Here is a 23167-nt window from a genome sequence, read left to right as displayed (position 1 = left end):
TCAGATGCTCCCCGCTCGTGCGGAGGTGATCTAGGTGATGATGACCATGTGAATGTGTGGCTGAAGCGTTCCCCGTGCGTGCAAGGGCGGTGGCTTCAAGGGCGATTTCATCGCTGCGGTGACCTATTTGGGCCCCAAGAGCATTTGCGTTCGCCGCAACTTTGGCGATTGTCCAGGTCACGCTAGGTGTGCGAGTAGGTGGGCATGCGGACTGGCCGACCGCACTGCCCACCTACGGAAGTCAACCCGTGCGCGGATAGAACAGGAGCGGACCGGCGACGAGGGCGGCATCGAGCGGGCCACCTCCGCCTGCGCGGAGAGAATCCCGCCAGCGGGACATGGAGCCTGGTCTCGGGCGGACTACCTCCGCCTGCGCGGAGAGAACGTGGTCTCCGGTACCGGCCTGATCACCCCGACCGGACCACCTCCGCCTGCGCGGAGAGAACAGTTTGTGGATCGCCTGCAGGCTGCCCAGCGCCGGACCACCTCCGCCTGCGCGGAGAGAACGCGGCCCAGTTCGCTTTCGATCTCGGAGCGGACGGACCACCTCCGCCTGCGCGGAGAGAACCCAGCGCAACGCGGGATGAGTTCCTCAACGACCGGACCACCTTCGCCTGCGCGGAGAGAACACGAAGACGCTGCCGCGCTGGCTGCGGATCGGCGGACCACCTCCGCCTGCGCGGAGAGAACCTCGATACCGAGAGTTGGGCAACGAGCGGCTACGGACCACCTCCGCCTGCGCGGAGAGAACTCGGGGGCGCTCGCGGCGCACTGCTCGGCGGCCGGACCACCTCCGCCTGCGCGGAGAGAACCCTGAAACGACGGAGAGACCTTGCCCAGGTCGTGCAGGCCAGCCCAGAAACAGATAAGAGAGCGCGCCTCTTCTCTGGAGATCTTGCTGAAGGGGCCAGACTGAAGTGTGGGAAGGCCATCGACCCACGCATCCCAGAGGGCTCCGGCCACTGCAGCGGTGTCGACGAGGTGACAGACCGCAGGGTAAGGGGCTGGGAGCCCAGCGTGCTTGCCCCACAGGCGCGCATCAACACTCAACATCTGTGGAGGGCCTTGAGGCGGCATGGGCAGCTCCAAAACGGCAGCACTGTCATCGCCCACCGCATCACATGCCACCGACAGAATGTGAGGAGCCCCTCTAAGCTGCTTCCATGACCGCTGTTCACCCGCACCGCAGCGTGAGGTTGCAGAATGGTAACGGTGGTCTTTAAGCGCAGGTCACTAAGTGTTCTCTCCGCGCGAGCGGAGGTGGTCCGTTCTTCAGCATGTACTGCATGGACGCGGCCCCGTTCTCTCCGCGCGAGCGGAGGTGGTCCGTACGACGCGCTGCCCGACGGCGGCGGCGCCCTGTTCTCTCCGCGCGAGCAGAGGTGGTCCGCGCCTGCACGGACTCGACGTGCTCGCCCTTGGGTTCTCTCCGCGCGAGCGGAGGTGGTCCGATCACAGACGGGATCCGGATCACAATGGTCCGGTTCTCTCCGCGCGAGCGGAGGTGGTCCGGCCACGCTGACCGGCATCACGCCGAACGGCACGTTCTCTCCGCGCGAGCGGAGGTGGTCCGGGCTACCTTCTGAGCTGGTGACCTGTTGGGGCGTTCTCTCCGCGCGAGCGGAGGTGGTCCGTCGGCCCCCGAGATGTCGGCCACGTCCACGGGGTTCTCTCCGCGCGAGCGGAGGTGATCCGCAGGAAGACCTCGTCCGAAAGGTCGTCGACCTGTTCTCTCCGCGCGAGTGGAGGTGGTTCGGCGTGGACGACCATGTGGATGTGCGGTTGAAGCGCTCCCCGCGCGGGCGAGGACGGGCTGGCTTCAGGGGCGCTTTCGTTGCTGTGGTGACCTATTTGGGCCCCAAGGGCATTTGCGTTCGCCGCAACTTTGGAGGTCGCCCAGGCCACGCTAGGTGCGCGAGTAGGCGGGCAAGCGGACTGTAAATCCGTCGGCTTAGCCTACGCAGGTTCGAACCCTGCACCCGCCACCTCAGTGGGAACGGCCCCTGACCAGCACGTATGGTCCGGGGCCGTTGGCCTTTCCGGAACCCGCCAGTGCAGCCGGATGCCACGATGTGCCGCCGTCTGTCGCTGGTCGCGGGATATGCGCGGGATGGGCCAAGGGAGCTTTCCCAGGTGGCATCAGGAATAGCGAAGGGCTTCGGGATGATCCGGAGCCCTTCCGTCTGTCGGCGCGTATTCGGCACGATCACTCGCCCAACGCGCCGTCGATCCGCTTGTTCGCCTGCTCCTGCTGGCCCTCGATGCACTTGGCGTAGATGTCCAACAAGACCTTGAGACTGTGGCCCGCTTCCTCGGCGACATCGGTTGCCGGAACGCCCGCGTTCAGCCGCGGCGACACCCCCGCATGCCGCAGGTTGTACGGCCGCCGCGCCGAGGGCGAAGCGAACTGTGCCGGAGTGAACGCCAGCGCGCGGGTTGCGGCCCACACGTCTCCGTAGGCGGTCGAGCCGACGACGCCACCGCGTTCGGTCTGAAAGAGCCGACCATCCGGAGCCGTCCCGAACTCCGCGATGTGCTCTCTGAGCATCTTCACCAGGACGGGCGGGATGGAGACCCTTCGGACCTCGTTCACGGGCCGCAGCTTGAGCCCGCGTTTCTCATGCGTCGTCCCACTGTCCGGCCAGCGCGAGTTGGTCTCAGGAAGCGACTTGGTTAGCCCCAGCCGCGCTCCGGAAGCGGCGGGGGAGAGTGCCGGAGTGGGCGTCGGGCGGGATTGGTCCATGGAAGGGCGGTGGAATTGGTCATTGTGGGGGGCCGAGGTGAGTCGGGAGCCTGGCTCCGTGATCACGGATATTCGATTGCGGGCGGTGTGCTCGCTGATGGTGCCGGTGGCGCGCGAACAGGCGGGCCTTCACGACTACGACGGAGTGCTCCAGGACCTGTCACCCGACGGGGTCCGCCAGGGGCTGGCCGTGCTTGGCGGGAAGCCCTGTTCCGATCCCGACGACGAGGCGCGGCTCGGAGCGGCCGAGGAGACGTTGCGGGTGCGGTTCGGTGAGCTCGAACTGCACCGGCGCGACCCGTCCCTGCACCTGGCCAACCTGGATCCGTCCTGCTACGACCGGGACTACGCGCCCGCCGAGCAGCGTGCGGCGGCCCGCCGCGACCACCTGCGGGCCTGGCCCGACGCCGTGGACGCCGCGATCAAGGCCCTGGACGGGGTCTCGGCCGACCACGCGCGGGACGCCGCGGACACCACCGCCCGCCTGGCCGTCCATGCCGCCGACCCCGCGGCCCGGGACGCGCTCGACCGGTTCGCCGCGCACCTGGCCAGGGCGACCGCCCCGCTGGAACCCATGGGGCGTGTCCCGCTGACCCGGCTGCTGTCGGTGACCGAGGCGGTGGAGGTCGACCTCGACCGCCTCGCCGACCGCGCCGACGCTGAACGGCGCACGTGGCGGGCACGGCTCCAGGACGCCTGCCGCCGGATCGACGCGTCGGCGGACGCCCCCGCGACCGTCGCGGCGCTGCTGGCCGATCACCCGGCCGCCGGTGACCTGGTCGCCGAGACCGCCGCGCTGGTGCAGGAGGCGCGGGAGTGGGCGGCGCGGCACGGCCTCGTCCCCTACGACGACGGAGAGTGCCTGGTCGGCCCGACCTCGCCGGGGCAGCACTGGCAAGTCGCCACGATGACGTGTGCGGCGCCGCACGAACCCGACGGGCCGAGCTGGTTTCGCGTGACACCGCCCGACCCGTCCTGGCCCCTGGACCGCCGTCGGCAGTGGCTCACCCACTACCACCGGGCCGGACTGGCCAACATCGTCCTGCACGAGGTCGCGCCCGGCCACTTCTCCCACGGCCGCGCACTGCGCCGCGCGGTCGGTGAGGTGCGCAGGACGCTGTTCTCCGAGACGTTCACCGAGGGCTGGGCCCACTACACCGAGCAACTCGCCCTGGAGGAGGGGTTCCGGGCGGGCGACCCTCGCTTCGAGGTCGCCGTGGCGCGCGACGCGCTGCTGCGACTGACCCGGTTGAGCTGCGCGGTCGGCCTGCACACCGGCGCGATGACTCTGGAGGAGGCCGCCCACCGGTTCGAGGCCGACGCGTTCGTCCCCGGCCATGCCGCCCGCGTCGCCGCAGCGCGCGTGCTGCGCGATCCTTTGACCGTCGCCTACTCCTGGGGACGCATGGCGATCCTGGACCTGCGTGAACGCGCGAAGGCCGAATGGGGGTCCGGGTTCTCGCTGCCCCGCTTCCACCGCGCCCTGCTCACGCTGGGCGCGCCGCCGATCGGCCTGCTGGACGCCGCGCTGCGTTGAACGCCCAGGCACCCATCTGCCCCCCGCAACGCAAGAAACGGGAGACAGTACGTCCGCATGGAGGTGGTGCAGATGCGGTGGCCAGTGCCACGACGTGTCACGTCGCGTCGGTTTTCGGTGTCTTGAGGGGCATGGTCGAACACAGCACCCTTCACAAGGTCGTGGTCATCGGCGGAGGCTACGCGGGAACGCTCGCCGCCAACCGCCTGCGCATGCGCGCCGACGTCGGCGTCACCCTGGTCAACTCCCGCCCGGAGTTCGTCGAGCGGATCCGGCTGCACCAGTTCGCGGCCGGCGACTACGACGCGGCGATCGACTACGGCACGCTGCTCGGTGACGGCGTCCGGCTGGTGGTCGACAAGGCCATCCGCATCGACACCGCCTCCCGCACGGTGGAGCTGGCGTCGGGCCGCACGCTGGACTACGACTACGTCGTCTACGCGGTCGGCAGCACCGGCGCGGTCCCCGCCTCGGTGCCGGGCGCGGCCGAGTTCGCCCACTCCGTCGCCGAGTTCGAGTACGCCCGGCTGCTGCGCGCCGGGCTGGCGGAGCTGCCGGCCGACGCCCCGATCACCGTGGTCGGCGGCGGGCTGACCGGCGTCGAGACCGCCGCCGAGCTCGCTGGCCAAGGGCGCGCGGTCACCCTGGTCTGCGGCGGGACCCTGGCTCCGGCACTCAGCGCCACCGGCCGCCGATCCGTCGCGACGTGGCTGTCCGAGCACGGCGTCACCGTGCTGGAGACCGGTGTGGTGGCCGAGGTACGGCAGGACGCGGTCGTCCTCACCGACGGATCGGTACGGCAGGGCGCACTCACCATCTGGACGGCCGGTTTCGGCGTGCCGGGCCTGGCGGCGGCCAGCGGGCTGCGCGTCGACGCGCTCGGCCGGTTGGTCACGGACGAAACGCTGGTCAGCGCCGATGACGACCGCGTCATCGCGGCGGGCGATGCCGCCTCGCCGTCGGGGCGGCCGCCGCGGATGAGCTGCCAGGCCGCGGGGTCGCTCGGCGTGCAGGCCGCCGACGCCGTGCTGAGCCGCATCGCGGGGACCACGCCCGCCGTGGCGGAGGTGGTCTTCAAGGGATCGTGCGTCAGCCTGGGCCGGAACGCCGGCGTGATGCAGTACTCCGACCGGGACGACGCCCCTCTGGACTCCATCCTCGACGGGCCCGAGGCCGCGGATCTCAAGGAGCGGCTGTGCCGCAACGCGGTGCTGGGCATCACCCTGGAGGCCCGTGACCCCGGTGCCATCGACCTGAAGAGCGTCGGGCGGGGGGCCGCCGGGATGACCGCGGCGTCATGACCACCGACGAGCACGCCGAACGGTTCACACTGTTGCGGCCGCTGCTGTTCACGATCGTCTACGAGATCCTCGGTTCGGCGACGGAGGCCGACGACGTGCTGCAGGACAGCTACCTGCGGTGGGCGGAGGTGGATCTGTCGAGGGTCTACGACACCAGGTCGTACCTGGGACGGCTGGTGACCCGCCAGGCGCTCAACGCGCTGCGGGCCGGCGCGCGCCGCCGCGAGGACTACGTCGGTGTGTGGCTGCCCGAGCCGCTGCTGCTCGACGAGCACGACCCCTCGGCGGACGTGGTGCTCACCGAGTCGGTGTCGATGGCGATGCTCGTTCTGCTGGAGACGCTCACCCCCGACGAGCGCGCGGTGTTCGTCCTGCGCGAGGTGTTCGGCTTCGGCTACGACGACATCGCCGAGGCGGTGGGCAAGTCCGTCGTCGCGGTGCGCCAGGTGGCGCACCGCGCCCGCGAGCACGTACGGGCGCGGCGCAGGCGGTTCCAGCCCGCGGGGGCCGCCAGGGCCGCGCGGATCACCGAGCGGTTCATGGCGGCGGTGGCCACCGGTGACATGGAGGGCATGCTCGCGCTGCTCGCCCCCGACGTCACCTGGACCGCCGACAGCGGCGGCAAGGTGAGCGCGGTGCGCCGGCCGGTGGTGGGCGCGGAGAGGGTGGTGACGCTCGTCCTGGGCATCTTCCGCGAGGACGTGCGGATCGAGTTCGTGAACTGCAACGGCACGCCCGCGCTCGCCGCCTACGGCGGCGACCGCCTGGAGGCCGTCTTCCTGGCCGACGTCGCCGACGAGAAGATCACCCACTTCTACGTCGTCCGCAACCCCGACAAGCTCCTCGCGCTGGAGGCGCCCCGCCGGATCAGCCGGTAGCGGCGCCTCACACTCCGGGCGGCTGCGTCGTCATAGGAGTGGGCCGAGTTCTCATGCTGGAACAGGAAGGACGAGTGGCGATGCCGACGCAACGCGAGACGGACGAGAGCAGGATCAGGCGTCACATCGACGAGATCGTCGAAGGGATCAGGACCAAGGATCTTGAGGCCCTGAAACGGCTCTACGCGGCGGACGTCGTCTCCTTCGACGTGGAGCCGCCGCTACAGCACGTGGGGGTGGAGGCGAAGGCGAAGAACTGGGCGAACGTGTTCCTGCTCTTCGAGGAGGCGAGCTACGAGGTTTCGGACCTGACGTTCACCGTGGGCGACGACGTGGCGTTCGGGCACGGCTTCGGCCGGCTGAGCGGCACGTTGAAGGACGGGACGGTCACGAAGGGCATGTGGGTCCGGGCCACCTTCGGCTTCCGGAAGATCGACGGCGAATGGCTGATCGTGCACGACCAGGTGTCCGTGCCGTTCGACATGCGGAGCGGCAGAGGGGTGACCGACCTCGAACCCTGACGGGTCGAGGGGACCGCCCCCCGGCGGTCGTTCCGGCTTCGTTCGGTGCGCGACCCGGCGAAGACGGACGCCATGACGAAGGCCCGGCCGACGGCCGGGCCTTCGCCGGTGGCGGGGGAATCCGTCTCGGCGGGCGCTGCGGCCGCGAGAAAAGAAAAGGGAACCGGTAGGTAGGGTCCGCCCAAGTACGGGGTGTTCTGACCTCCTGCGAGAGGAATCGCACCTGTGACCGCCCCTCCACCCTCTGACGAGGACGACGCCGCGTCGATCGCGGCGTCCCGCGCCGAACCGGAACGGTTCGCCGTGATCTTCGATCGGCATTCCGAGGAGATCCACCGCTATGTCGCCTGGCGGCTGGGAGCCGGAACCGCCGACGACGTCGTCGCCGACACGTTCCTGGTCGCCTTCCGCAGGCGCGGCGACTACGACCTGGACCAGACCGACGCGCGGCCCTGGCTGTACGGGATCGCGTCGAACCTGATCAAGGACCATCGGCGGGCCGAGACCCGGCGGCACCGCATGCTCGCCCGCACCCCGGCGGCCCACGCCACCGAGTCGTTCGACGAACGCAGCACCGCCAGGATCGCTGCGCAGAGCATGCAGCCCCGGCTGCGGGCCGTGATCGCGAAACTGTCGGCCGCCGACCGGGACCTGCTGCTCCTGATCGCGTGGGCCGAGCTGAGCTACGAACAGGCCGCCCAGGCGCTGGGTGTGCCGGTCGGCACCGTCCGGTCGCGGCTGCACCGGATCCGCAAGAAGGTCCGCCGGGGACTCGGCGGCATCGACCCCACCAGCATGTTCGAGGAGGCATGGGCATGACCCACGATGAGATCGACCTGATCCGTGCGATCCGTCCCGAAGAGGTCTCCTACGACCCACTGAACAAGGCCCGGGCACGGGCCCGGATGCTGGATGGAAACGCCCACCCGCCCCGCCGTCGGCGCCGCCGGACGACGGCCTTCGCCCTCACCGCCGCGGCGACCGCGGCGACCGCGGCGGTCGCGGCCGCCGTCGTCGGTGTCGGCGACGGCACGCCGGGCCGCCAGGGGAGCGGACCCGCCGCGGCGCCGCCCGACGCCAGGCAGATGGTCCTGGCGGCCGCGCACCAGGCGGAACGGCGGGCGACGGGCCGTTACCTGACCGTCCATGACCGGTCCTGTTTCTCGCTGCCGGTCAGGCACGAGGTCGGCACGTACTTCATCGCGGTCTGCGACGAGCTCTGGCAGTGGCAGGCGCGGGACCGGACCCACGACCGGGCCCGCAACTCGGCGATCTGGTCCCGCGACCTGCCCAGGCGCCCGCTCACCCCCAGGGACGAGGCCCTGTGGAAGAAGGCGGGCTCACCACGGACCTTCCCCTACCAGGAGCTCCCGAAGAAGTTTCCGGACTACTACAAGATCGGGGGCACGCCCTGGAAGGAGGACGCCGGCAAGCGCGACTCGAACTCGGGCAAGTTCTTCGTCCCGGGCCCGGGCAAGGAGTTCTCGGCCCGGCAGATCCAGGAACTGCCCACCGACCCCGAGGCGCTCAGGAAGATCTTCCTGCCCGACCTCGGGAAGCGGACGATCGCGACGGGGCCGGGGGAGGACATCGACCGGCTCAGCGGAGCCGTCTCCGACCTGCCTCTGCCCCCCAAGGTGTGGGCGGGCCTGATCAGGATGCTCACCGGGACCCCGGGGGTCCGCGCGGTCGGCAGGGTCACCGACCCGATCGGCCGCCCCGGGGTGGCGCTGGAGGCCCCCCGGAGCACGTCCGCCCGCGGGGGCCGGGGACCGGTCACGACCATGGAACGGATCATCTTCGCCCCCGGCACCGGCGAGTTGCTCGCATCCGTGTCGACGACCGTCAAGCCGGGAGCCGACATGCCGAAGGTGATGAACTCCCGCGTTCGGATCAGCGCCACGTGGAGCGACACGAAGCCCGGGAGCCCGCCCCGGTGACCCCCGCCCGGACCCGCCCATCGCCCGGCGGTCCCCACGGCGTGGGCGAGGGCCGGCGCACTCGATGACACCGAACCGCCTGCCAAGGGCCTCCGGCACCCCACCGGAGGCCCGTTGGCTTTGCCCGGGAGCTCCAAGGCCGGGGTCGCGGTCGCCATCCGTACGAACGCGCGCACCGTGTCCACGACCTTGGCGCCGGTCATCGCCCGCTTGCAGGTGACCGTGGGGGGTCTGGACGCCGCCGAGCACGGCCGTTCGCGGTGGACTCGATTTCGCTCTCTCGCCGGGGCGGACGGGTGGGGCGCCGGGCGAGAGGATCGTGGGGTGAATCCTTTGCGGGTGTCGCGGCCTCTCATGGGGGTCCCGGCGACTGTGCCGGGGCGGGACCGGGAGGTTGTCATGATCATTGGTGCCGTCGTCGTGGCCGTGCTCGTCTGCGCGTGCGGTGTGACCCTGGCGCGCCGGAGGCGCTCGCGTGGCTGAGACGAGCTGGCCCGGCGCGGAGCTGATCGCCGCCGCGCAGGGCGGGGACGTCGAGTCGATCACCGCGTTGGTGTCCGGCTCGCACCCGCACGTGCGGCGCTTCGCCCGTTCGCTGTGCGCCTCGCCCGAGGACGCCGAGGACGCCGCGCAGGAAGCGTTGATCATCCTGTACCGCAGGATCGGGACGCTGCGGGCCTCCGGCGCGCTGGCCTCGTGGATGTTCCGCATCGTGCGCAACGAGTGCCTGCGGCGGGCGCGGCCGGCGCCGCGGCACCGCGAGCCGCCCCCCGACACCGGCGCGGTGTCGGCCGAGGAGGAGGCGCTGCGGCGCCTGGAGGCGGGCCGGGTGGCGGCCGCGATCGCCGCCCTGCCCGCCGACCAGCGCCGCGTGCTGATCATGCGTGACGTCCAGGGGCACAGCGGACGGGCGGTCGCCGACGCGCTCGGCCTCAGCCTCCCCGCGATGAAGTCACGGCTGCACCGCGCCCGCGCGACCGTGCAGCGCACCCTTCAGGGAACGGACCGAGGAGGCGGCGGATGACCGGTGGACGGAGTTTCGCGAGCGCGTCGCTCGCCCGGCACCTGCTGCGCGGCGCGGTGGGTTTCAGCGCCCTGGTCGGCTCGGTCGCGCTGCTGCCGGTGCTGGGGCCGGTCGGCCTGCTGCTCGCGCCGGTCGGCCTGCTCGCGCTGCGCGGCTGCCCGACCTGCTGGGCGATCGGGCTGGTGCAGACCGTGTCGATGGGCCGGTTGCGCCGCTCCTGCGGTGAGGACGGCTGCGAGCTGACCGTGGCCGAGCCCGTCCGGTCGCGCCGCGGTACTGGCTGAGGGACCGCCGATCCGTGGGACAGGCCCGGCTCCTCGGGGAGAGCCGGGCCCGTCCCGCGGAAAGGGATGTTCTATTTGCGGGGATTAGCCTATTTATACGGTTTTAGCTGGTGGTGATGCTGGCGGGTTTTGTGGCGCATGACCGGAATTCGTGGCGATTTGCTGGCAGCATGTTCGATGCGGGGCGGTGGTGAGGACAGCGCAAGATCGAATGGACCCCGGAATGATGAACGAGAGTCGTACGGATCGGTATGCGGCGGTGGTCTTCCTGCTCAGGCGCTGTCACGGCGTCGCGGGTGAACCCTCCTACACCACCATCGCGAAGGTCGCGGGGGAGAACGACGGGCGGCGCGGGCCCGAGGGCGTGCTGATCGAGGCGATGGGCAAGTCCACGGCCAACGACATCCTGCTCGGCAAGCACAAGCGCGGCCTGCGGTGGCGGGCGGTGGAGACGCTGTGGGCGGTGCTGCACCTCATCGCGAAGGAGAGGGGCCTCGACACCGCCGACATGGTGCCGCGGGACGAGCTGCACCGCTGCTACCACGCCGGGCTGTCGGCGGTCTCGCCGCGGAACGGCGCGCCGTCCCCGCGGGCGGAGGACCCCGGCGCCGACCGTCCCGACGTCGACCTGAACGCCCTGTGCCCCGGCGGACCGGGCGGCCGCGCCGCGCAGCAGGCGGAGGTGGGGAGGCTCCTCGAAGAGATCCGGCGGCGCGGCTCCGACGCGTGGTGGCATGGGTTCCGGGACATCGTCCCCGGCTGGTTCGGGCCGTACCTGACGCTGGAGCCCGAGCTCAGGGACGTTCACACGTACGCGGCCCGCCGCGTCCCCGGCCTGCTGCAGACCCCGGACTACGCGCGGTACGTCATCGCCGACGACCTGCCCCACGCCTCGGCGGCCGAGCTGGACCGCCGCGTGGAGCTGCGGATGCGCCGCCGGCAGGTGCTGCACCGCACCGACCCGCTCAACTACTGGGCCGTCATCGACGAACGCGTCCTGGAGCCGGGCCCCTTCCCCGGCGTGCTGCGCGACCAGGTGGACCACCTGATCGCCATGGCCGAGGTCCGGCACGTCGTCGTGCAGGTGGTGCGGACCGGGGACGCCGAACGCATCATCACCGCCGGCCCGACGACCCTGCTGCGCTTCGGCGAGTCCCGGTACGGCGACCTGGTGTACCTGGAACAGCAGGACCACGGGCTCTACCTGCACGACAACGACGACGTCGCCCACTTCACGAAGAGCATTTTCGACCTGCAGATAGCGGCCCTCCCGCCGAGCAGGAGCCTGGAACTCCTGCGGGAGATCCGTGACCGGCTCCAGCCATGAGATTCCCGGCCCGTGCGCCGGCGCGTCCGGTCTGTTCTGATGGCAGGCGAAAGGGAGTCCGGCGGCACGGAGGCGAGCGATGGCCGACAACGAGCGGGAATTCTGGATCGAGGCGGAAAAGGATCTCTTCGAGGGGATCGACACCACCGTTCCGCACTCGGCGCGGATCTGGAACTACTGGCTCGGCGGCAAGGACAACTTCCCCGTCGACCAGGAGGCCGGGGACCGGTACGCCGCGACGTTCCCGGCCATCCGCGAGCTGGCGCGCGCGTCCCGGGCCTTCATCGGACGCGCCGTGACCTACCTGGCCGCCGAGGAGGGCGTCCGGCAGTTCCTCGACATCGGCACCGGGCTGCCCACCGAGGACAACACCCACCAGGTCGCCCAGCGCGTCGCGCCCGAGGCCCACGTCGTCTACGTCGACAACGACCCGCTCGTCCTCACCCACGCCCGCGCCCTGCTCACCAGTCATCCCCGGGGCGCCACCCACTACATCGACGCCGACCTGCACGAGCCCGAGGACATCCTGACGCGGGCCGGGAAGCTGCTGGGCTTCGACCGTCCGGTTGCGCTGATGCTGATGGGCATCATGGGGCACGTCGAGGACCACGACGAGGCCCGGTCGATCGTCCGGCGGCTGCTGGAGCCGCTGCCCTCGGGCAGCTTCCTCGCCCTCTACGACGGCACCGCGACCGACCCGGCGTTCCTGGAGGCCCAGCAGGGCTACGACGACACCGGCGCGATCCCCTACCGGCTGCGCAGCCCCGAGCGGATCGCCGGGTTCTTCGAGGGACTGGAGCCGGTCGAGCCCGGGGTGGTGCCGTTGCAGCGGTGGCGTCCCGACCCCGGCCCGGTCCCGCCGAAGGACGTGGACGCCTTCTGCGGGGTCGCCCGCAAGCCGTGACGCCCGGCCCCGCCCCGGAACTGTGCCCTGGTAGGTAGAGGCTTGTGGCGATTGGCGGTGGAAGGGACGGGGGAGGACCGGGGCGTGCGGGTGAGTTTCGGAAGTGAGGCCACACCGGGCCGTGTCAACGAGGACTTCGTCGTCGCCGGACCACGCTGGGCGGTGGTGCTGGACGGCGCCACCGCCCCACCCGGGATCGACTCGGGATGCGCGCACGATCCGGGATGGCTCGTGCGGCGGCTCGGCGGCTTCCTGGGCGGACGCCTCGCCGTCGAGGGCGGCGAACCGCTCGCCGACCTGCTCGCCGAGGGCATCAAGGCCGTGGGGGAGATGCACCCGGCCTGCGACCTCGGGAACCCCGACAGCCCCTCGGCCACCGTGGCGATGGTGCGGGTGCTGGACGGGCTCGTCGAGTGGCTGGTGCTCGCCGACTCCCCCGTGGTCGTGGACGACGGCGGGCTCGTCGTCGTGCGCGACGACCGCGTGGACCGCCTGCCCTCCTACACGCTGGAGGCGGTGCGGGCCGCGCGCAACAACGAGGGCGGGTTCTGGGTCGCCGGCACCCGGCCCGAGGCGGCCTACGAGGCGTTGACCGGGGCGCTGCCCGTCGAACGCGTCCGGCGCGTGGGCGTCTTCAGCGACGGCGCCGCCCGCCTGGTCGAGAGGTTCGGGCTGCTCGGCTGGGACGGCCTGCTCGACCTGCTCGACCGGGGCGGGCCGGGGGAGGTCATCCGGCGGACGCGGGAGGTCGAACGCGCCACCGACCCCGGTGGGCGCGGCAAGCGGTTCGACGACGCCACCGCCGTGCTGCTGCGGTTCTAGCCGGCGGCGGGCTTGATGTGCGGCCACCAGCCGGTCAGGTCCTCGGGCAGGTGCAGGCCGTCCAGCGTCAGCGAGCCGGGCAGCATCGGGTGCTTGCGGCCGGCCTTGAACGTGTGCCGGTAGGGCGGCGGGTCCAGCACGAGCACGCGCGTCCCGGCCACGGCGGGGATGTCGGCGGGCGCACCCTCGTTGTAGACGCGTTCGCCGTGGGCGTCGTGCAGGCCCCACGGGCTCTCGATGATCGGCGGGTCGTCGGGGGCGTCGGTGTCGGTGAACCAGGCGATCACCTCCGGCGGGTACGGGTCGCCGGGCATCCCGTAGGAACGGCCGAGCAGCACCCCGCCCAGCAGCACGTGCAGCTGGAAGTTGTCGCCGATCCCGCCGATCGTCACCGTCCAGCCCCGGCCGGTCGCGCGGTCCAGCACCAGCAGGCGTTCGTCCTCCAGGACGCGCAGCAGTGAGGCGACCCACCCCATCTGGTGGCAGTGCTCGGCGAGCCGCCCCACCAGCGCCGCCTTGCCGTCGCGGTCGGTCACCGAGGCGCGCAGTCGCGGCGACCTCGACAGCATCGTGTTCGCCGACAGCGCGAACTTCTCCATCGCGAACCACGACAGCATCGCCCCCACCGGGTCGGGCAGGTGCGGGCTGACGGTGTTCACGATCTCCTGCGAGGGGGCGCCGTCGACCGGGCTCGGCACCGGGGCGCCGGACGCCGAGCGCCACGCCTCCTCGAACGCCGCCGAGGTCTCGGCCACCGTCAGCAGCGCGCGCAGCACCGGCTCGTCCACGCCGAACGTGGCCGCGCCGTTCTCGACCCACGCCCCCGCGATGATCGCCAGCCAGCAGCCCAGGTTCGGCGGGGCGGCGGCGATCCCCTCGCCGAGCCGGGTCATCCCCATCGTCAGCACGGTGGGGGGAGCCTGCTGGGACTCGTGCATCAGCCGCGGCATCAGATCGCTGAACGCCTGGTCCTCGGCGACCGCCGCCCGGACGGTGGCATCCAGGAGCTGGAGGATTTCACTCATGGGGGATCACCCTGGCATACCCAATTCTAGAGCGAAATTCTAGGATGGGGTCATGGATGCTCAGGACTTCGCCGACGTACTGTCCGCCGTCCGCGCCTTCGTGCGCGAACGGGTCGTCCCGCGCGAGGAGGAGATCGAGGAGACCGACGCCATCCCCGCCGACCTCCGCGCCGCCGCCCGGGAGATGGGCCTGTTCGGGTACGCGCTGCCCGAGGAGTACGGCGGGCTCGGCCTGACGGTGGGCGAGGAGGTGCGGCTGGTCTTCGAGCTCGGCTACGCCAGCCCCGCGTTCCGGTCGATGTTCGGCACCGGCAACGGCATCGCCGGGCAGGTCCTCGTGCACGCCGGGACCGCCGAGCAGAAGGCCGAGTGGCTGCCGAGACTGGCGTCCGGCGAGGTCGTGGGGGCGTTCGCGCTCACCGAGGCCGAAGCGGGCTCCGACCCCAGCACCCTCACCACCGCCGCGCGCCGCGACGGCGACGACTACGTGATCGACGGCGCCAAGCGGTTCATCACCAACGCCCCCGAGGCCGACGTGTTCATGGTCTTCGCCCGCACGGGCGGACCGGGGGGCCGGGGCGTCTCCACGTTCCTGGTCCCCGCCGGCGCCGCCGGCCTCGAGATCGGCCCGCCCGACGCCAAGATGGGCCAGCGCGGCGCGCACACCGCCGAGGTGTTCCTCGACGGCGTCCGCGTCCCCGCCACCGCGATGGTCGGCCCCGAGGGCACCGGCTTCCGCACCGCCATGTCCTCGCTGTCGCACGGCCGCCTCAGCATCGCCGCCGTCTGCGTCGGCCTGGCGCAGCGCATCCTGGACGAGACCGTCGCCTACGCGAGGGAACGCGACCAGGGCGGCCACCGCATCGGCGACTACCAGCTCGTCCAGGGCCTCATCGCCGACTCCCAGACCGAGATCTACGCGGGCCGCGCCATGGTCCTGGAGGCCGCCCGCGCCTACGACGCCGGGGAGGACACCAAGCTCGGCCCGTCCTGCGCCAAGTACTTCTGCTCGGAGATGCTCGGCCGCGTCGCCGACCGGGGCGTCCAGGTCTTCGGCGGCATGGGCTACATGCGCGGCGTCGCCGTCGAACGCTTCTACCGCGACGCCCGCCTGTTCCGGATCTACGAGGGCACCAGCCAGATCCAGCAGCTCGTCATCGCCCGCTCCCTGCTGCGCTGACGGGCCGCCGGCGGCCCGCGCCCCCGCTCCGCCAATGATTTCGCATGTGGCGCGCGGGCCATGTATGGTTACACCTGTCGCCGCGACCGGGAGGAAGCGGAGGCGGGACCTGCCCCTTTAGCTCAGTCGGCAGAGCGTCTCCATGGTAAGGAGAAGGTCTACGGTTCGATTCCGTAAAGGGGCTCCAGAGCGACAGCCGCATCCGAGTGACGGATGCGGCTTTCGTCGTTTCCGGGGTCGATCATGAATGCCGCCCCGTCGCGGTGGACCGGGGTCCGCAAGGGTTGCCCGAGCATGCCCGGGAATGTGTATTCTTGGCGTGGCCGCGTCCGGAAGGGCGCTGCTGACCTGCCCCTTTAGCTCAGTCGGCAGAGCGTCTCCATGGTAAGGAGAAGGTCTACGGTTCGATTCCGTAAAGGGGCTCGGTTCCACGAGGGCGTCACCCGCGGGCGGCGCCCTTCGTCGTTCCCGGACCCGTCCCGGAGCCGCCGGACGCGTCGCCGGCCAGCGGTCCGGCGGCGGACCGTTTCGCTCACCCCGGCGCCCTGTGATAGCGTCCCTGCGGTCCGAACGGACGATTCGCAGGTCACCGCGACAGCGGGTAATCTGGGAACCGGTCCGTGACGGACCTCCCGGACCTGAGTCCCCCGCGCGGGGCCCTCACGATTCCGGGGTGCGGTGAACATCCGGTATCCTTTCATTCCGGTCCACCGCGACCATCACGGCGGGGTAGCTCAGTCAGGCAGAGCAAGCGGCTCATAATCGCTGTGTCGCCGGTTCAAGTCCGGCCCTCGCTACTACCTGAGCCTCTCGCCCCCCACCAGGGGGGCGAGAGCGCTGGGTTGATCCAACCACCGGCCGTCTCACGAGGACGGCCGTCGCAACGTCCTTGTCCCTAGCTCAGAAAGGCACTCCATCGTGGCTGCCACCGACGTCCGGCCGAAGATCACGCTGGCCTGCCAGGAGTGCAAGCACCGCAACTACATCACGCGGAAGAACCGGCGCAACGACCCGGACCGCCTGGAGATCAAGAAGTACTGCCCCAACTGCCGCACCCACCGCGCCCACCGGGAAACCCGGTAACCAAGGCCGGTAGAAGTACTGCCCGCTGCGCTTCCACACGGGGCCAGCACCCACCGTGCGCACCGCGAGACCCGATAACTCCGGCTCTCCTCCCCGGCAGCTTCTGAACGCACAGCTTGCCCTGACGTTTTTCAGCCCGCTCTCGCAGATGAACACGCGCGAGGCGGGCTGAACGTCGTTACGGCCCCTTCTCCGGCCGCCCCGCCGCCCCCTCGCCGAACACCGTTCTGTTACCTTCCGATCGACCGGTAAGCGGGTGCTTGGGCGCGGGCACCCGGCACGCGGCCCCTGTCCGACGGTTCTCACGCAAGCGGAGGGACGGATTGCATGGCACTCAACCGTGATTTCATCGGGCGGACGTTCCCGCCCACCGAGCCCTACGAGGTCAGCCGGGTCAAGATCCGCGAGTTCGCGGACGCGATCGGTGACCGCAACCCGGTCTACCGCGACCCCGAGGCCGCCAAGGCCCTCGGCCACCCCGACGTGATCGCGCCCCCGACGTTCCCGATCGTGGTGTCGCTGGGCAACCCGGCCCTCGCCGACCCCGACCTGGGCCTGAACTACGCGATGGTCGTGCACGGCGAGCAGCGCTTCGAGTACACCCGCCCGGTCCGGGCCGGGGACGTGCTCACCTGCACCTCGACCGTCACCGAGATCAAGTCGATCGGCAACAACGAGAAGATGGTCATCGAGACCGACATCAAGACCGCCGACGGCGAACTGGTCTGCAAGACCTACAACACGATCGTGGAACGGGGGGCCTGATGACCGCGCAGGTGAAGTACGCCGACGTCGAGGTCGGCACCGAGATCCCCGCCCAGAGCTACCAGATCGACCGCATGAACCTGGTGATGTACGCCGGCGCCTCCGGCGACTTCAACCCCATCCACTGGCGCGAGTCGCTCGCCAAGGCCGTCGGCCTGCCCGACGTCATCGCGCACGGCATGTACACGATGGCGCAGGGCGGCCGGTTCGTCACCGACTGGGCCGGCGACCCCGGCGCGGTCCTGGACTACGGCGTGCGGTTCTCCGCCCCGGTCGTGGTGCCCGACGAGGGCGGCGCGACGCTGGAGATCTCCGGCAAGGTGGAGCAGAAGCTGGACGACAACCGGGTCGTCGTGGCGCTCACCGCGCGCAGCGCCGACCAGAAGGTGCTGACGCGCGCCAAGGCCGTCGTCCGCCTCGCCTGAGCCCTCCGGGGACTGACGGAACGCCGAGGAAACGCGCCGACATGCGATCGCGTGCGGCCGGGGCCCGTACCATCGCCCTCGGGTGCACGCGATCGTGCCGTCTTACAGGGAGGACAGACCACGTGGCGGTCTTCGCCGAAGAAGTCAACCTCGCCGGGTACACCACACTGCGGCTGGGCGGCCCGGCCCGGCGGTTCGTCGAGGCCACGACCGAGGCCGAGCTGGTCGCCGCCGTCCGCGCCGCCGACGAGGCCGGCGAACCGGTCCTGGTGCTCGGCGGCGGCAGCAACCTGGTGGTCTCCGACGACGGCTTCCCCGGAACGGTCGTCCATGTCGGGACCCGCGGCACCGAGCGGCTGTCCGGCGAGGGCGGCCACGTCACGGTCCGCGTGCAGGCGGGCGAGGAGTGGGACCCGTTCGTCGCGCGCTGCGTCGAGGAGGGCCTGTCGGGCGTGGAGTGCCTGTCGGGCATCCCCGGCCGCGTCGGCGCCACCCCCATCCAGAACGTCGGCGCCTACGGCCAGGACGTCAGCGAGACGATCGTCGAGGTCCGCGCCTACGACCGGCGGACCCGCAAGGTCGTCTCCCTGGACCGCGAGGCGTGCCGCTTCACCTACCGGCACAGCGTGTTCAAGGGCTCGGACCGGTACGTCGTCCTCGACGTCACCTACACGCTGCGCGAGACCGAGGAGTCCCGCCCGGTCGCCTACGCCGAGCTCGCCCGCACGCTGGGCGTGGAGCCCGGCGCCCGCGTCCCGCTGAAGGAGGCCCGCGAGGCCGTCCTGGAGCTGCGGCGCGGCAAGGGCATGGTGCTGGACCCCGCCGACCCCGACACCCGCAGCGCCGGCTCGTTCTTCACCAACCCGATCCTGGAGCCCGACCAGCTCGCCGCCCTGGAACGCCGCGTCGCCGAACGCCTCGGCCCCGACACGGCCCCGCCGCGCTACCCCGAGCCCGACGGCCGCACCAAGACCTCCGCGGCCTGGCTCATCGACCGCGCCGGGTTCGCCAAGGGCCACGCCCGCGGCCCGGTCCGGATCTCCACCAAGCACACCCTCGCGCTCACCAACCCCCACGCCGGGACCACCGCCGACCTGCTGGCGCTCGCCCGCGAGGTCCGCGACGGGGTCCGCGGGGCGTTCGGCGTGGAACTGGTCAACGAACCCGTCTTCGTCGGGGTCTCCCTCTGACGAATGATGCGCGCCTCACGAGGGATGAATTCTCTGCGTGAAGTGCTGTCCTCTGGCAATTGATTTACCCGTGCCGGAAGGCGTCCACTGCGTTCCCACCCGAGCCGTTCGCGCGCATGATGTGTATCAGGGACGGGGTTCTCTTCACCCTCGCGGTGCCCCCGACCGCGGGAGGACCCCGGTGGGGCGGAACAGGATCGTGGCCATTCCGCGTCCCCGGACGGGACTGGGACTGCGCCCTCAGCTGAGTGACGAGGTCGCCACCCGGATCCGGGAGCTGATCATGGAGGGTCGGGTGCGGCCGGGCGAGTTCCTCCGGCTGGAACGGCTGGCCGCCGAGTTCGGCATCAGCGTCACCCCGGTGCGCGAGGCGTTGCAGTCGCTGCGCAGCGAGGGCTTCGTGCAGCTGGAGCCACGCCGCGGCTTCATCGTCGCCCCGCTGTCCAAACGCGACGTCACCGACCTGTTCTGGGTGCAGGCGACGATCGCCGCCGAACTCACCGAACGCGCCGCCGCCCGCGTCACCACCGACACCGTGCGCGAGCTGGCCGCCATCCAGCGGAGCCTGGAGCAGGCGGCCGCCGCCGGCCGTCCCGACCTGGTGGAGGAGCGCAACCACGACTTCCACCGGAAGATCAACCAGGCCGCCGGGTCGCCGAAGCTGGCCTGGTCGCTGGCCTCGGTCGGCCGGTACGTGCCGCGCGGGCTGTACGCGCGGCTGCCCGACTGGCCCGCCCTGGCCGTCCACGACCACCAGCGCGTCCTGGCCGAGCTGCGCCGCGACGCGCCCGCCGCGGCCGGGGCCTGGATGCGCGCCCACATCATGCGCGCGGGCGAACTGCTGGTCGCCCACCTGGAACGCCAGGGGATGTGGCGCCCCGAACTCGACGAGGTCGCCGACTAGTCCACCGGCCGGCTAGCCCGCCGCCGGTGTGCCCAGCCAGGCGTCGACGTCCGCCAGCAGCCGCCGCCGCGTCCCCTCCGGGGCCGACGAACCGCGGATCGACTGGCGGGCCAGCTCCGCCAGCTCCTCGTCGGTGAAGCCGTGCTCGGTGCGCGCCAGCTCGTACTGCCGCGCCAGCCGGGAGCCGAACAGCAGCGGGTCGTCGGCCCCCAGCGCGATCCGGGCGCCCGCCTCGAACAGCGTCCGCACCGGGACCCGCGCCGCCGTCGGCGCGACGCCCAGGCTCACGTTCGACGCCGGGCACACCTCCAGCGTCACGCCCCGCTCCACGACCCGCTCCAGCAGCCGCGGATCCTCCACCGCCCGCACCCCGTGCCCGATCCGGTCGGCCTCCAGGTTGTCCAGGCACTCCCGGACGCTCGCCGGACCCAGCAGCTCGCCCCCGTGCGGCACCGACAGCAGCCCGCCCCGCCTGGCGATCCGGAACGCGCCCTCGAAGTCGTAGGCGCGGCCCCGGCGCTCGTCGTTGGACAGCCCGAACCCCACCACGCCCCGGCCCGCGTACCGCACCGCCAGCCGTGCCAGGGTCTTGGCGTCCAGGGGGTGGCGGGTGCGGTTCGCGGCGACGACCACGCCGATGCCGACGCCGGTCGCCTCCTCCGCGGCGCGCGCGGCGTCCAGCACCAGCTCCACCGTCGGCGTCAGCCCGCCGAACTTCGACGCGTACCCGCTCGGGTCCACCTGGATCTCCAGCCAGCCCGACCCCTCGGCCGCCTCGTCCTCGGCGGTCTCGCGCAGCAGCCGCCGCATGTCCTCGGGGGTCTGGAGCACCGACCGCGCGATGTCGTACAGCCGCTGGAACCGGAACCAGCCCCGCTCGTCGGTCGCGCGCAGCCGGGGCGGCCAGTCCTCCACCAGCGCGTCCGGCAGGTGGACGCCGCGTTCCTTGGCCAGCTCCACCAGCGTCGAGTGCCGCATCGATCCGGTGAAGTGCAGGTGCAGGTGAGCCTTCGGCAACGCCGTCAGGTCGCGGCGCGCGGACGCGGACGGGGGAGTGGGTGCGGGCGAAGTGGTAGGGGCCTCCATGAGCCAATGTTGCCGGATGGCACGCCGTGTCGAACCCCCGGCTCACCAGGACCACCAGTCAGGACTATCCCGGATGGCACGCCGTGGCCATGCCCGCCTGATCCGGCGCGACAAAAAGGATCATGGGCCGGAAGCTCCGGCCCATGATCCTTGGAACGCGCGCCCGGTGGGCTCAGCGCGCTTCGGACAGCAGCTTCCCGACGCGGGACACGCCCTCGACCAGGTCGTCGTCGCCCAGCGCGTAGGACAGGCGGAAGTAGCCCGGCGTGCCGAACGCCTCGCCCGGCACCAGCGCCACCTCGGCCTCCTCCAGGATCAGCGCGGCCAGCTCCACCGAGCTCTCCGGCCGCCGGCCCCGGATCTCCTTGCCGATCAGCTCCCGGACCGAGGGGTAGGCGTAGAACGCGCCCTCCGGCTCGGGGCACACCACGCCCGGGATCTCGTTCAGCATCCGCACCATCGTCCGGCGGCGCCGGTCGAACGCCGTGCGCATCTCCGCCACCGCCGACAGGTCGCCGGTCACCGCCGCCAGCGCCGCGGCCTGGGAGACGTTCGCCACGTTGGAGGTCGCGTGCGACTGGAGGTTGGCGGCGGCCTTCACCACGTCCTGCGGGCCGACCAGCCAGCCCACCCGCCAGCCGGTCATCGCGTAGGTCTTGGCGACGCCGTTGAGCACCAGCGTGCGGTCGGCCAGCTCCGGCACGACCACCGGCATCGAGTGGAACCCGGCGTCCCCGTACACCAGGTGCTCGTAGATCTCGTCGGTGACGACCCACAGGCCGTGCTCGGCGGCCCAGCGGCCGATCGCCTCGATCTCGTCCCGCGCGTAGACCGCGCCGGTCGGGTTCGACGGCGACACGAACAGCAGCACCTTGGTGCGCTCGGTCCGCGCGGCCTCCAGCCGCTCCACGTCCACCCGGTAGCCGGTGGTCTCGTCGGCGACGACGGGCACCGGAACGCCGCCCGCCAGCTTGATGGACTCGGGGTAGGTGGTCCAGTACGGGGTGGGCATGATCACTTCGTCGCCCGGGTCGAGCAGCGCCGCGAACGCCTCGTACACCGCCTGCTTGCCGCCGTTGGTGATCAGCACCTGGGACGCCTCGACCCGCAGGCCGGAGTCCCGCAGCGTCTTGTCGGCCACCGCCTGGCGCAGCTCCGGCAGCCCCCCGGCGGGCGTGTACTTGTGGAACCGCGGGTTGCGCGCGGCCTCGATCGCGGCCTCGACGATGTAGTCCGGGGTCGGGAAGTCGGGCTCGCCCGCGCCGAACCCGATGACCGGACGGCCCGCCGCCTTCAGCGCCTTGGCCTTGGCGTCGACGGCCAGGGTGGCGGACTCGGAGATCGCGGCGATGCGCTTGGAGAGACGAGGACGGTCGATGCTCATGCCCCCATGGTTCCAGACCTCGCGCGGCGACACCGGCGCTATTCGACGGAACCGGGGACCGGGTGTTCCACCGCAGCTCGGAGGCGGTGTCGGCGGGCGCGCCGGGGGAGCGTTCCGAGGCCGGCGGACGGTGGCCGGAAGCGGCGCGGAGGCCGTCCGGTTCGACGCGGGGCCCATCATCGACGTAGACTCACCCTCCTAGTGACGTGCCACCGCATACGGTCCGGTCCACCCAGGCCGTAAGCTGTGACCGATCACGACTCCGATCCCTTAGGATCTGGGGTGCGGGAAAGTCCCCCTGGGGGATGTAGGGCAGTGGCTCAATTGGTAGAGCTCCGGTCTCCAAAACCGGCGGTTGGGGGTTCGAGTCCCTCCTGCCCTGCGAGGTGCGGTGCACGTGCGGCCGTGCTGCTGCGCGCGTGTCGCGCGGGCACGGCATCGCGCGACGACCACGATGTGGTTGAACACGACCTATGAGGTGAACGGCGGCACAATGGCGACTGATACGCACGGCGAGTCCGTGGCCAAGGGCGACGAGAAGGGCAAGTCCGCCTCCAAGCGGACCTCTCCGGCGCTCTTCGTGCGCCAGATCGTCGCCGAGCTGCGCAAGGTCATCTGGCCCACCCGCTCGGAACTGGTCACCTACACCACCGTCTCGCTGGTGTTCGTGGCGATCATGATCGCTCTCGTGTCGGGTCTGGACTGGGTCCTGCAGAAGGGCGTTTTCTGGCTCTTCACCTGAGCCGAACGTCCTGACCGGGGAATACTCCCGTCGTGGAGTGCCGTTCCGGTCCTCGGGCCGCCACGCGGCCCGGGCCGCCCCGAACCTCCACTCACGCCAGAC

Annotated in this window: 22 protein-coding genes, 5 tRNA genes, 1 pseudogene and 1 CRISPR repeat array; of the genes and pseudogenes, 23 read left to right on the top strand and 5 right to left on the bottom strand. The window is 71.4% G+C overall.

Going from position 1 to position 23167, the window contains the following annotated elements; genetic code table 11:
* Positions 1-295 precede the first annotated feature (295 nt).
* Positions 296-812: direct repeats of the CRISPR family, unit length 29 nt; unit sequence CGGACCACCTCCGCCTGCGCGGAGAGAAC.
* Positions 813-846: 34 nt separating this feature from the next.
* Positions 847-1053: pseudogene (locus AKI01S_RS54570) on the bottom strand (HD domain-containing protein); the annotation flags it as partial.
* Between the two features lie 868 nt (positions 1054-1921).
* Between AKI01S_RS54570 and AKI01S_RS03735 the strand changes: the two are divergent.
* A tRNA-OTHER gene (locus AKI01S_RS03735) sits at positions 1922-1985 on the top strand.
* A 221-nt stretch (positions 1986-2206) separates the two neighbouring features.
* Here the strand turns inward: AKI01S_RS03735 and AKI01S_RS03730 are convergent.
* Entirely contained in the window at positions 2207-2593 is a 387-nt protein-coding gene (locus AKI01S_RS03730; protein WP_067812274.1) for a site-specific integrase, read from the bottom strand.
* 208 nt (positions 2594-2801) lie between these two features.
* On the opposite strand from AKI01S_RS03730, the gene AKI01S_RS03725 reads away from it, so the two are divergent.
* From AKI01S_RS03725 to AKI01S_RS03670, 11 genes are all read left to right on the top strand, one after another.
* Entirely contained in the window at positions 2802-4280 is a 1479-nt protein-coding gene (locus tag AKI01S_RS03725) for a DUF885 family protein (RefSeq protein WP_245681463.1), read from the top strand.
* Positions 4281-4411: 131 nt separating this feature from the next.
* Complete coding sequence (locus tag AKI01S_RS03720; protein ID WP_067812273.1) at positions 4412-5581, top strand: NAD(P)/FAD-dependent oxidoreductase; 1170 nt, start codon at positions 4412-4414, stop codon at positions 5579-5581.
* Positions 5578-6459 carry an RNA polymerase sigma factor SigJ gene (gene sigJ, locus AKI01S_RS03715; protein WP_067812271.1) on the top strand — a complete coding sequence of 294 codons (882 nt, stop codon included), beginning with the start codon at positions 5578-5580 and terminating at the stop codon, positions 6457-6459. Before AKI01S_RS03720 ends, sigJ begins: the two co-directional genes overlap by 4 nt.
* A gap of 80 nt (positions 6460-6539) precedes the next feature.
* Positions 6540-6980 (top strand): YybH family protein, encoded by a 441-nt coding sequence (locus AKI01S_RS03710; RefSeq protein ID WP_067812370.1) that lies wholly within the window; start codon positions 6540-6542, stop codon positions 6978-6980.
* Positions 6981-7205: 225 nt separating this feature from the next.
* Positions 7206-7799: an RNA polymerase sigma factor gene (locus tag AKI01S_RS03705; protein ID WP_083998841.1), complete on the top strand. Its 594-nt coding sequence runs from the start codon at positions 7206-7208 to the stop codon at positions 7797-7799.
* Positions 7796-8920 (top strand): CU044_5270 family protein, encoded by a 1125-nt coding sequence (locus tag AKI01S_RS03700; protein WP_067812267.1) that lies wholly within the window; start codon positions 7796-7798, stop codon positions 8918-8920. The genes AKI01S_RS03705 and AKI01S_RS03700 overlap by 4 nt, the downstream gene beginning before the upstream one ends.
* A gap of 475 nt (positions 8921-9395) precedes the next feature.
* Positions 9396-9944, top strand: coding sequence for an RNA polymerase sigma factor (locus tag AKI01S_RS03690; protein WP_067812264.1), 549 nt, complete (start codon positions 9396-9398; stop codon positions 9942-9944).
* Positions 9941-10228, top strand: a complete 288-nt coding sequence (locus AKI01S_RS03685) for a hypothetical protein (RefSeq protein ID WP_067812262.1) — start codon at positions 9941-9943, stop codon at positions 10226-10228. The genes AKI01S_RS03690 and AKI01S_RS03685 overlap by 4 nt, the downstream gene beginning before the upstream one ends.
* 226 nt (positions 10229-10454) lie before the next feature.
* The gene (locus tag AKI01S_RS03680; protein WP_157419640.1) at positions 10455-11555 is read left to right on the top strand and encodes a DUF5753 domain-containing protein; all 1101 of its coding nucleotides are present in this window, start codon (positions 10455-10457) and stop codon (positions 11553-11555) included.
* A gap of 79 nt (positions 11556-11634) precedes the next feature.
* Entirely contained in the window at positions 11635-12459 is an 825-nt protein-coding gene (locus AKI01S_RS03675; RefSeq protein WP_067812259.1) for an SAM-dependent methyltransferase, read from the top strand.
* 90 nt (positions 12460-12549) lie between these two features.
* The gene (locus AKI01S_RS03670) at positions 12550-13281 is read left to right on the top strand and encodes a hypothetical protein (RefSeq protein WP_369688698.1); all 732 of its coding nucleotides are present in this window, start codon (positions 12550-12552) and stop codon (positions 13279-13281) included.
* Here AKI01S_RS03670 and AKI01S_RS03665 read toward each other — a convergent pair.
* On the bottom strand, positions 13278-14306 hold the full coding sequence (locus tag AKI01S_RS03665; protein ID WP_067812255.1) for a hypothetical protein: 1029 nt from the start codon (positions 14304-14306) through the stop codon (positions 13278-13280). The two genes, AKI01S_RS03670 and AKI01S_RS03665, sit on opposite strands and share 4 nt — an antisense overlap.
* Positions 14307-14358: 52 nt before the next feature.
* On the opposite strand from AKI01S_RS03665, the gene AKI01S_RS03660 reads away from it, so the two are divergent.
* The 9 genes from AKI01S_RS03660 to AKI01S_RS03620 all read left to right on the top strand — a co-directional run bounded on the left by AKI01S_RS03660 (position 14359) and on the right by AKI01S_RS03620 (position 19853).
* The gene (locus tag AKI01S_RS03660; protein ID WP_067812253.1) at positions 14359-15486 is read left to right on the top strand and encodes an acyl-CoA dehydrogenase family protein; all 1128 of its coding nucleotides are present in this window, start codon (positions 14359-14361) and stop codon (positions 15484-15486) included.
* A gap of 111 nt (positions 15487-15597) precedes the next feature.
* A tRNA-Thr gene (locus AKI01S_RS03655) sits at positions 15598-15673 on the top strand.
* A 163-nt stretch (positions 15674-15836) separates the two neighbouring features.
* Positions 15837-15909, top strand: a tRNA-Thr gene (locus AKI01S_RS03650).
* 300 nt (positions 15910-16209) lie between these two features.
* Positions 16210-16283 (top strand) — tRNA-Met (locus AKI01S_RS03645).
* Positions 16284-16404: 121 nt separating this feature from the next.
* Positions 16405-16569 (top strand): 50S ribosomal protein L33, encoded by a 165-nt coding sequence (gene rpmG, locus AKI01S_RS03640; protein ID WP_067812252.1) that lies wholly within the window; start codon positions 16405-16407, stop codon positions 16567-16569.
* A 327-nt stretch (positions 16570-16896) separates the two neighbouring features.
* On the top strand, positions 16897-17334 hold the full coding sequence (locus AKI01S_RS03635; RefSeq protein WP_067812250.1) for a MaoC family dehydratase N-terminal domain-containing protein: 438 nt from the start codon (positions 16897-16899) through the stop codon (positions 17332-17334).
* Complete coding sequence (locus AKI01S_RS03630) at positions 17334-17759, top strand: MaoC family dehydratase (RefSeq protein WP_067812248.1); 426 nt, start codon at positions 17334-17336, stop codon at positions 17757-17759. Before AKI01S_RS03635 ends, AKI01S_RS03630 begins: the two co-directional genes overlap by 1 nt.
* A 122-nt stretch (positions 17760-17881) precedes the next feature.
* Positions 17882-18949: a UDP-N-acetylmuramate dehydrogenase gene (locus AKI01S_RS03625; RefSeq protein ID WP_067812246.1), complete on the top strand. Its 1068-nt coding sequence runs from the start codon at positions 17882-17884 to the stop codon at positions 18947-18949.
* Positions 18950-19148: 199 nt separating this feature from the next.
* Entirely contained in the window at positions 19149-19853 is a 705-nt protein-coding gene (locus tag AKI01S_RS03620; RefSeq protein WP_157419639.1) for a GntR family transcriptional regulator, read from the top strand.
* Between the two features lie 12 nt (positions 19854-19865).
* Here the strand turns inward: AKI01S_RS03620 and AKI01S_RS03615 are convergent, their stop codons facing one another.
* Both AKI01S_RS03615 and AKI01S_RS03610 read right to left on the bottom strand, forming a co-directional pair.
* Positions 19866-20939 (bottom strand): adenosine deaminase, encoded by a 1074-nt coding sequence (locus AKI01S_RS03615; protein WP_067812244.1) that lies wholly within the window; start codon positions 20937-20939, stop codon positions 19866-19868.
* A gap of 172 nt (positions 20940-21111) precedes the next feature.
* Complete coding sequence (locus tag AKI01S_RS03610; RefSeq protein ID WP_067812243.1) at positions 21112-22323, bottom strand: pyridoxal phosphate-dependent aminotransferase; 1212 nt, start codon at positions 22321-22323, stop codon at positions 21112-21114.
* A gap of 309 nt (positions 22324-22632) precedes the next feature.
* Between AKI01S_RS03610 and AKI01S_RS03605 the strand changes: the two genes are divergently transcribed.
* Positions 22633-22705: transfer RNA gene (locus AKI01S_RS03605), tRNA-Trp, on the top strand.
* A gap of 111 nt (positions 22706-22816) precedes the next feature.
* Positions 22817-23065 carry a preprotein translocase subunit SecE gene (gene secE / locus AKI01S_RS03600; RefSeq protein ID WP_067812241.1) on the top strand — a complete coding sequence of 83 codons (249 nt, stop codon included), beginning with the start codon at positions 22817-22819 and terminating at the stop codon, positions 23063-23065.
* The last annotated feature ends 102 nt before the right edge of the window (positions 23066-23167 follow it).

It is taken from the genome of Actinomadura kijaniata NBRC 14229 (assembly GCF_001552175.1).
GTDB classification, from domain to species: domain Bacteria; phylum Actinomycetota; class Actinomycetes; order Streptosporangiales; family Streptosporangiaceae; genus Spirillospora; species Spirillospora kijaniata.
This window is presented reverse-complemented; position numbering and strand designations above follow the sequence as displayed.